The organism is Pseudomonas frederiksbergensis, from assembly GCF_000802155.2.
Classification (GTDB): domain Bacteria; phylum Pseudomonadota; class Gammaproteobacteria; order Pseudomonadales; family Pseudomonadaceae; genus Aquipseudomonas; species Aquipseudomonas frederiksbergensis_A.
This window is the reverse complement of sequence record NZ_JQGJ02000007.1, coordinates 293,308-300,411: the sequence shown is the minus strand read 5'-3', so window position 1 is coordinate 300,411 and position 7,104 is coordinate 293,308. Positions and strand designations below refer to the sequence as shown.

Annotated in this window: 6 protein-coding genes; all 6 read right to left on the bottom strand. The window is 64.8% G+C overall.

The genetic code is table 11. From position 1 onward, the window contains the following. Positions 1 to 49: 49 nt before the first annotated feature. On the bottom strand, positions 50 to 1,381 hold the full coding sequence (locus tag JZ00_RS16130) for a DUF58 domain-containing protein (RefSeq protein WP_039591665.1): 1,332 nt from the start codon (positions 1,379 to 1,381) through the stop codon (positions 50 to 52). Positions 1,382 to 1,574: 193 nt separating this feature from the next. Then, positions 1,575 to 2,579, bottom strand: coding sequence for an AAA family ATPase (locus tag JZ00_RS16125; RefSeq protein ID WP_039591666.1), 1,005 nt, complete (start codon positions 2,577 to 2,579; stop codon positions 1,575 to 1,577). After that, positions 2,576 to 3,739, bottom strand: coding sequence for a DUF4350 domain-containing protein (locus JZ00_RS16120; RefSeq protein ID WP_039591667.1), 1,164 nt, complete (start codon positions 3,737 to 3,739; stop codon positions 2,576 to 2,578). The genes JZ00_RS16125 and JZ00_RS16120 overlap by 4 nt, the downstream gene beginning before the upstream one ends. Continuing rightward, positions 3,736 to 5,271, bottom strand: a complete 1,536-nt coding sequence (locus JZ00_RS16115) for a DUF4129 domain-containing protein (RefSeq protein WP_039591668.1) — start codon at positions 5,269 to 5,271, stop codon at positions 3,736 to 3,738. The genes JZ00_RS16120 and JZ00_RS16115 overlap by 4 nt, the downstream gene beginning before the upstream one ends. Then, entirely contained in the window at positions 5,258 to 6,232 is a 975-nt protein-coding gene (locus tag JZ00_RS16110) for a stage II sporulation protein M (protein WP_039591669.1), read from the bottom strand. Before JZ00_RS16110 ends, JZ00_RS16115 begins: the two co-directional genes overlap by 14 nt. Continuing rightward, a complete protein-coding gene (locus JZ00_RS16105; RefSeq protein ID WP_039591670.1) occupies positions 6,229 to 6,954 on the bottom strand; it encodes an RDD family protein in 726 nt (241 codons plus the stop codon). The genes JZ00_RS16110 and JZ00_RS16105 overlap by 4 nt, the downstream gene beginning before the upstream one ends. Positions 6,955 to 7,104 lie beyond the last annotated feature (150 nt).

Genomic DNA, 7,104 nt, shown 5'->3' with positions numbered 1-7,104 from the left:
CTATCGATCATCAACCGATACGACAACAGTAATGGATGATGCCCTCCATCTACAAATCCCCCGCCTTCTTCCACCCCAGATACAACGTCACCAGCTCGGCCCCCAGCTCCCCGGGCCGAGCTTGCAACACCGCCACCCCGTGGACGCTCAAGCGCTCATGCAACGTCGCCCGCGCATTCAAATAATCCACCGTCCCGCAATAAGCCAACGCCTCGGGCAAGTTTTGCACCGGCGCCTGGCGCAATCGGTCTAGCGCTTCTTCGCGCAGGCTCGCCACCAACACCCGATGCCGTTGGCCCAGGCGCTTGACGGCGACCAGCAGTTCCTCATCGTCCTCGTCCCGCAGGTTGGTCACCAGCACCACCAGCGCCCGGCGTTTTTGCCGGGCCAGCAATTGGGTGACGGCGGCCGGGTAGTCGGCGGGGTATTGGCTGCTGTCGAGGTCATAGACGCTGTTGAGCAACACGTTGAGCTGGTTTGTGCCCTTGACCGGGGCGAGGTAGCGCGGTTGTTCGCTGGCGAAGGTGCTCAGGCCCACGGCATCGCCCTGGCGCAACGCGGTGTAGCTGAGCAGCAGGCAGGCGTTGAGCGCATGGTCGAAATGCGACAGCTCGTCATCCTGGCTGCGCATGCGTCGACCGCAGTCGAGCATGAAGATGATCTGCTGGTCGCGTTCGTCTTCGTATTCCCGGGCGATGGGCGTGCGGTGGCGGGCGGTGGCTTTCCAGTCGATCTGGCGCAGGCTGTCGCCTTCGCGAAATTCGCGCAGCTGATGGAATTCCTGGCCCTGGCCGCGGCGTTGCCGTTGGCGGATGCCGAGTTGGCTGAGCCAGTTGTCAACCGCCAGCAATTGACCGTCGTAGAGCCTGGCGAAATCCGGGTAGACGCGGGTGCTGTCGAGAGCCGTCAGCAGGCGTTTGTCGGTCCACAGGCCCATCGGGCTGGGCAGGTTGATTTCGCAGTGTTCGAAGCTGAAGTGCCCGCGCTTGAGCGGACGGACGCGGTAGCCGAGCCGGGTGAGCTGGCCGGGTTGCAGTTCGGCTGACAGCGGCAGGTGTTCGAAGTCGAGACCGTGGGGTACGTGGTCGAAAATCTGGATGTCCAGTGGCTGGGCGAGATCGTGGCTGATTTCCAGGCGCACTTCGCTCCAGCGGCCGAGGGCCAGGCTGCCGGGCAGCTGCCGCTGGACACGGGGCGAGGGCAGGCGGCGGGCGCGTACGGCGTCGAGAATCGACAAGGCCAGCAGGGCCAGCAGCAAACCCCAATTGATCGAGAGCAGCGCCGGGGGCACCGCGAGGCCCAGCGCGCGCAAGGCGCCCAGGACGATGCCGACGGCCAGCAGGATCGCGAGCCAGATCAAGAGCAGGCGGGAGGGTTTCATCGCAACATCTCGGCTGCGCAAATCCCCGTGGCGAGGGAGCCTGCTCCCGCTGGAGGCGCAGCCTCACCTGGCGGTGTATCAGATGAAATCTGGGGGATGCTTCGCCCGAAGCGTCGGACCGGCCCAGCGGGAGCAAGCTCCCTCGCCACAGAGGACTGCGTTGGCCAGGCGAACGTGTGCAAGGACACGGCATTCACAACCTTGGCGCCGAGACTTGATCGAGCAACTGCCCCAGCACCTGGTCCACCGAAAGCCCTTCGATGTCCAGCTCCGGCGCCAGCCGTACGCGATGGCGCAGCACGGCCAGGGCGCAGCCCTTGATGTCGTCCGGCACCACGAACTCGCCCCCGCGTAACAACGCCCGGGCGCGGGCACAACGCACCAGTGCAATCGAGGCGCGAGGCCCGGCGCCGATCGTCAGGCCTGGCCAAGTGCGGGTGGCCCGGGCCAGGCGCACGGCATAGTCGAGCACCTGGTCGTCCATCGGCAGGTCGCTGGCGATGCGTTGCAGCGCTTGCACGTCCTTGGCTTGCAGCACCGTGCGCAACGGTTGCACATCGAGCATGTCGGCGCGGGTCGAGCGGCTGACCTGACGCACCATGTTCAGCTCCTGGTCGGCCTCGGGATAATCCATGCGCACCTTGAGCATGAAACGGTCGAGCTCGGCCTCCGGCAGCGGGTAGGTGCCTTCCTGTTCGATGGGGTTCTGGGTGGCGAGCACCATGAACGGCTGGGTGATGGGCAATGCGCGGCCTTCGAGGGTAACCTGGCGTTCCTGCATGGCTTCGAGCAGTGCCGCCTGGGTCTTGGCCGGCGCGCGGTTGATCTCGTCGGCCAGCAACAGGTTGGTGAACACCGGCCCCTTGCGCAGCTTGAATTGCTCGCTCTGCAAGTCGTACACCGCGTGGCCGGTGACGTCGCTGGGCATCAGGTCCGGGGTGAACTGAATGCGTGCGAACTCGCCGCCGAAACAGCGGGCCAGCGCGCGCACCAGCAGCGTCTTGCCCAGCCCGGGAACGCCTTCGAGCAGGACATGACCGCCCGCGATCAGTGCCGTAAGCACATCGTCGATCACCGCGGCCTGGCCGACCACGGCCTTGTGCAGCTCGGTGCGAATTGCCTGTGCCAGCTGGCTGGCGCGCTGGCGTTGCTGGGCGGCATGGGCCTGGCTGTCTGAGGGTTCGTTCTGTTCAGTCATAACGCATTCCTGAGGGTTTGCAAAAGGGCGACCTGGCGACAGAAGTCGGCGCTGGACAAGCGTTGTTTCGGTCGAGGGCTGAGGGCCTGGCTGATGGTTCGCGTGGGTTGACGGGTCAGGCGGGCAAGCACCTGCCATTGTTCGGCGACGACCAATTGTTCGAAACCTGGATGAAGCTGGCGCGCCCGGCGCAGCACGTCCTGCTGCAGGCTGTGCAGCAGGTGTTGCTGGCCGTCGTGACGCAACTGGAAGGCGGCGCTGGCTTGCAGGTGCTCTTGCAGTTGGCGTCGCGCCTTGGGAGAGGGCTGTTGCAATGGGCCATGGCGCACCGCCGATCGCCACAGCCACAGCCCGACCAAGGCCAGCAGTGCCACCAATGCCTGGGGAAAGTAGCGCAGCAGCAGGGCCAGCAAGTTGTCGTGGTCGGTATTGAACAGCAGGGTGACGTCGGAATCGGCGCTCAGGTACCAGAGCAGCCAGGCGTTGTCGTACTGGTCGATCTGGTCGTTTTTCCACAGTTCGGCGTCGGTGAGCACGATGATCGTGCCCAGGCCGTGGTTCAGTTGCATCAAGTGGGTCGCCACCGCGCTGTTGGCCCAGGCCTGGGCGAGGTTCAGCGGGTCTTCGAGGTGGAAGTCGGTGTCGAAACCGATATAGGCCGGCGCCTCTTCGTCCTCCAGGTAAAGCTTGGTCAGTTTGGGATAGGGATCCTTGATGAGCTTGGGATCCGGTTCCTGGAGGTCTTTGCTCAGCAGTTGGCGCAGACGCACGCGGTCCAGCAGCAGGTCGCCGCTGCTGCCCGTGCTGTCGTCCCACAGGGCCTCGGCGACGAACAGCAGGCGCCCGCCGGCGCGGGTCCAGTTCATCAGTTGGTCGACGTCCCGTGGCGTCATGTTGCTGCGTTCGCCCAACAGCAGCAGGCTGCGCTGGTGCGGTTCGAGGGTGGGGAGCACGTCCAGGCCGTTGGCATGTTCGACGTTGAGGCCTTGCTGGCGCAGGAACTGTTCCGCGGCGAGGTAAGGGTTGGCCTGGGCTTCGGGGGACGGGCCGTGCTCGATGGTTTCCTGATAGGGCACGGCCTTCAGGTACAGGTAGATCGCCAATGCGCAGGTCAGCGCGGCGCCGACTGCAGCCATCAACCATCCGGTGCTGCGGCTCATCGGGGCGCTCCCGGGCCGAACAGTTCGCGCCAACCATTGCACAGTTCCTGCTGCAGATGGGCGGGCGGAGGGCGGTGTCCATAGGCGATGTTCTGCCAGTGCAGCGTCAGGTTCCTGCTGAACGTCATCAGTGATTCGCGCTGGAGCTGCTCAACCCGTTGCAACACCTGGCCTTCGGTGTCGGCGGGTTTGAGGGCCATATTGAATTCGTGGTGCAAACGGCTGAGCAGCGCTCGGTATAACAGGCCCAACGCTTCTCGCGGCGCGCTGGACCATAACTGCTCGGCGCTGGCCGCGACATCGTCCGGCAGGCTCTCTTCGCGGATATCCAGGCCGAACATCCGTGCCGGCGCGGAGCGCTCCATCGGCAGGCGTTTGGTTGGGCGGTAGTTGGCGAGCGCCTTGAGCCTTTCGCGATAGTGCCAGGCCAGCCAGGCAATCGCGCCCAGCAGGGCGGCCCAGAGCAGCGCCTGGATGATGGCGGCGATCGTTTCGAAGCGTTTCGCGCTCCAGTTGAACATCGATTTGAGCCAGCCGGGGGCTTCCTCGGTTTCGGCTGGCTCGGGGGCTTCTTCGCCGAAACGATAGCGCGTCACGGTTTCCTGGTTCTTGAAGGGTGGTGCGTCGAGGATCGCCTTGATGCGTTCGCGGGAGGCTTCGCTGGTGAGGGGCTGGTTGAGCAGGCGAGCGCTGTCGGGAGCGGTATCGTCCTCGGCGGCCCAGGTGGGCGGCGCCAGCGGCAGGAGCGTCAGGACGAGCAGCGCCAGGGCCGGCGCTGCGGCGCTCAGGCGCTGGCGCAGGCGGCGGAACACCAGTTCGATGTCCCAGGCTTCGAGCAGGGTGCGCCGATTCAGGTAGAGGCTGAAGCCGCAGGCGACGTAGATCGGCTCCCAGATAATCAACAGCAGCGGATAAAGGAAATTGAGCAGGTGTTCAAGCCACAGCCACTCGTGCTCGGCGACGGCGATCAGGGTCTGCCAGTCCCATTCCAGTTCGACTTGTTGCGGCACGAACAGATAGAACAGGGCCATCAGGCCGAACCACAAGACGGTTTCCAAGTGAACACCGAGGATGGTCAACCATTGCGCCGCGCCGCCGTTGCGTTGCAGCAGCACCCGCAGGCGCTGCTGGCGCTCCTCGCCGGCCAGCCCTTCGAGTTGCACGACGGGCATCAGGAAGCTGCGGCTCAGGCTCAGCCGGCGCCAGGTCAGGCTGGCCAGCAACTGCGGCCTGAGCAGCGCCGGCCATTGGCGCAAGGCCTGTTTCAAGGTGGGCGTCTCGCCAAACAGCGCCTTGGACAAGATATACAGCGGCAGGCGCTCGAACGCTGGTTTCAACCACCAGAACAAAAACACCACCAGCGAGGGCGAGTCCCACAGCAACAGGGTCAGCAGTGCATACACCGGCAGCGTGACGATGGCCCAACTGGTCATCAGCAGCCGTCGGTGCTGCTGGGCCATCAGCACGCCGAGGTCCATGGCTTCCCAGGTGGTGCGTGGGCGGATCGCTACCGTGACGTCACTCAGGCGCATGCTGGCCTCGCCCGGCAAACAGCAGGTAACCGAGCACCAGCAGCCACAGCAACGCGCCGACGGTGTATTTGGTGGCCGGTGTCACGGCGCTGGAGGACCAATAGGCTTCGATGAACGCGGCGATCAGCAGGAAGAGGATAACGCCGCCGATGATCAAGACGCTTTTGCCCGCGGCGAGTCGCAAGGCTTCGCCCCGGGTGAGGCGTCCCGGTGCAACCAGCGACCAGCCCAGTTGCAGGCCCGCGGCACCGGCCAGGGTAATGGCGGTGAGTTCGAAGGCGCCATGGCCGATCACGAATGACCAGAACGTCCCGCCGGAGCCGATCTGGGTCAGGTGTCCGGCTACAGCGCCGATGGTCAGGCCGTTGAAGAACAGGAAGAACGCACTGCCCAGGCCAAACAACAAGCCACTGGCGAAGGTCTGAAAGGCGATGCCGATGTTGTGCATGATGTAATAGCCGAACATGACCCAATCCTCACTGGCGGCCCGCTCGACCGAGCGTCCCAGGTGTCCGGCCGCCGGGTCGTACATGCTGCGGATCTGGCTGACTTCATCGACGCCCAGCAGGCTGTAGACCAGTTCCGGATACAGGTAGACCAACAACCCGATGCCGGCCAGGCTGCCGAGGAACATCAGGCCGGACGCGAGTACGAATCGCCATTGCGCCCGAACCAGGCGTGGGAAACCGGCAAGGATGAACGCTGACAAGCTCGCCGTCGGCCGACTCCGGTCCCGGTAGAGTTGCTGGTGGCCGCGTAGCGCCAGTTGCTGCAAGGTGTCCACCAGCAAACTGCTGTAGCCCCGCGCCTGGGCCAGCGCCAAATGATGGCAAAGCCGTCGATAGGCCTGTGGGAAGTCGCCGCTCTGGGCAACGTTGCGGCGGCGCTCCAGTTGGTCGAGCAAGCGGGACAGGTGCTCCCACTCTCCTTGGTGGCGAGTTTCGAATTGGCTTTGCTTCATGTCGGCCCCAGCAGGCCGCGGGCGATGCCATTGAGTTCAGCAACGGCGCCGGTGGGGTGAACCTTCAATGGCGCGGCCAGGATCGCAGCCAGTTCCGCGGCCCTGGCGTCGGACAATTGTGCCTGGCGCTCGGCGAAACCCAGCACGGCGCGCTGTTCGACCAAGGCCAGGGCAAAAGGTGGATGCAGCGGCCGGGCCAATGGCAACCCGGGACGCTTGACCGGTTGCTCGCGATAAACCACCAGCGTGCCTGCGGCCAGGTCACCCAGGCGCTTGAAGGTCGGATGTTGCAGGCAGCAGATCGCCCCGAAGGTGTAGCCGAATGGCAGCATGTCGACGAAGCGCAGCAGGTTGCGGATCAATGAAGCTGACCAGCCGATAGGCCTGCCGTCGTCCTGCACCACGCGCAACCCCATCATTTGCTTGCCGGGGGAGCAGCCTTGGTTCAGCACTTCGAACAGCACCATGTACCACCAACTGACGATGAACAGCAGGATCGAGCCCAGGCCGATTCCCAGTTCGCCGAAGAACGCCAGGATCAGGAAGAACAGGCCGAGCACCAGCCCGCGTATTCCCAAGTCGATGGCGAAGGCCAGCGCACGGGGCATCAGGCCCGCCGGGCGCAGCGGAAGGTCGATGCCTTCGGGCGTCTCGACCTGGTAGCGCGTGTCCAGTGGCGGCGGCAGCGGCGCGTTCCTTTGCAGTGCTGGTGTCTCGAGCATGGGCAACCTGTGATGGGCCGTTCGAACGTTCGATCTCGGCGCAGATGCTAGCAGTCTTCGGGCGGGCGCACGATATGGCCGAGTATGTCATTTCATGGCCTGCAACATGATTCAAGGCCAGAGTGCTGGCGGGGGCGGGGTTCGACCCCC

Coding starts and splice junctions, on each gene's coding strand:
- JZ00_RS16130 (WP_039591665.1), bottom strand. CDS start 1,381: ATGAAACCCTCCCGCCTGCTCTTGATCTGGCTCGCGATCCTGCTGGCC.
- JZ00_RS16125 (WP_039591666.1), bottom strand. CDS start 2,579: ATGACTGAACAGAACGAACCCTCAGACAGCCAGGCCCATGCCGCCCAG.
- JZ00_RS16120 (WP_039591667.1), bottom strand. CDS start 3,739: ATGAGCCGCAGCACCGGATGGTTGATGGCTGCAGTCGGCGCCGCGCTG.
- JZ00_RS16115 (WP_039591668.1), bottom strand. CDS start 5,271: ATGCGCCTGAGTGACGTCACGGTAGCGATCCGCCCACGCACCACCTGG.
- JZ00_RS16110 (WP_039591669.1), bottom strand. CDS start 6,232: ATGAAGCAAAGCCAATTCGAAACTCGCCACCAAGGAGAGTGGGAGCAC.
- JZ00_RS16105 (WP_039591670.1), bottom strand. CDS start 6,954: ATGCTCGAGACACCAGCACTGCAAAGGAACGCGCCGCTGCCGCCGCCA.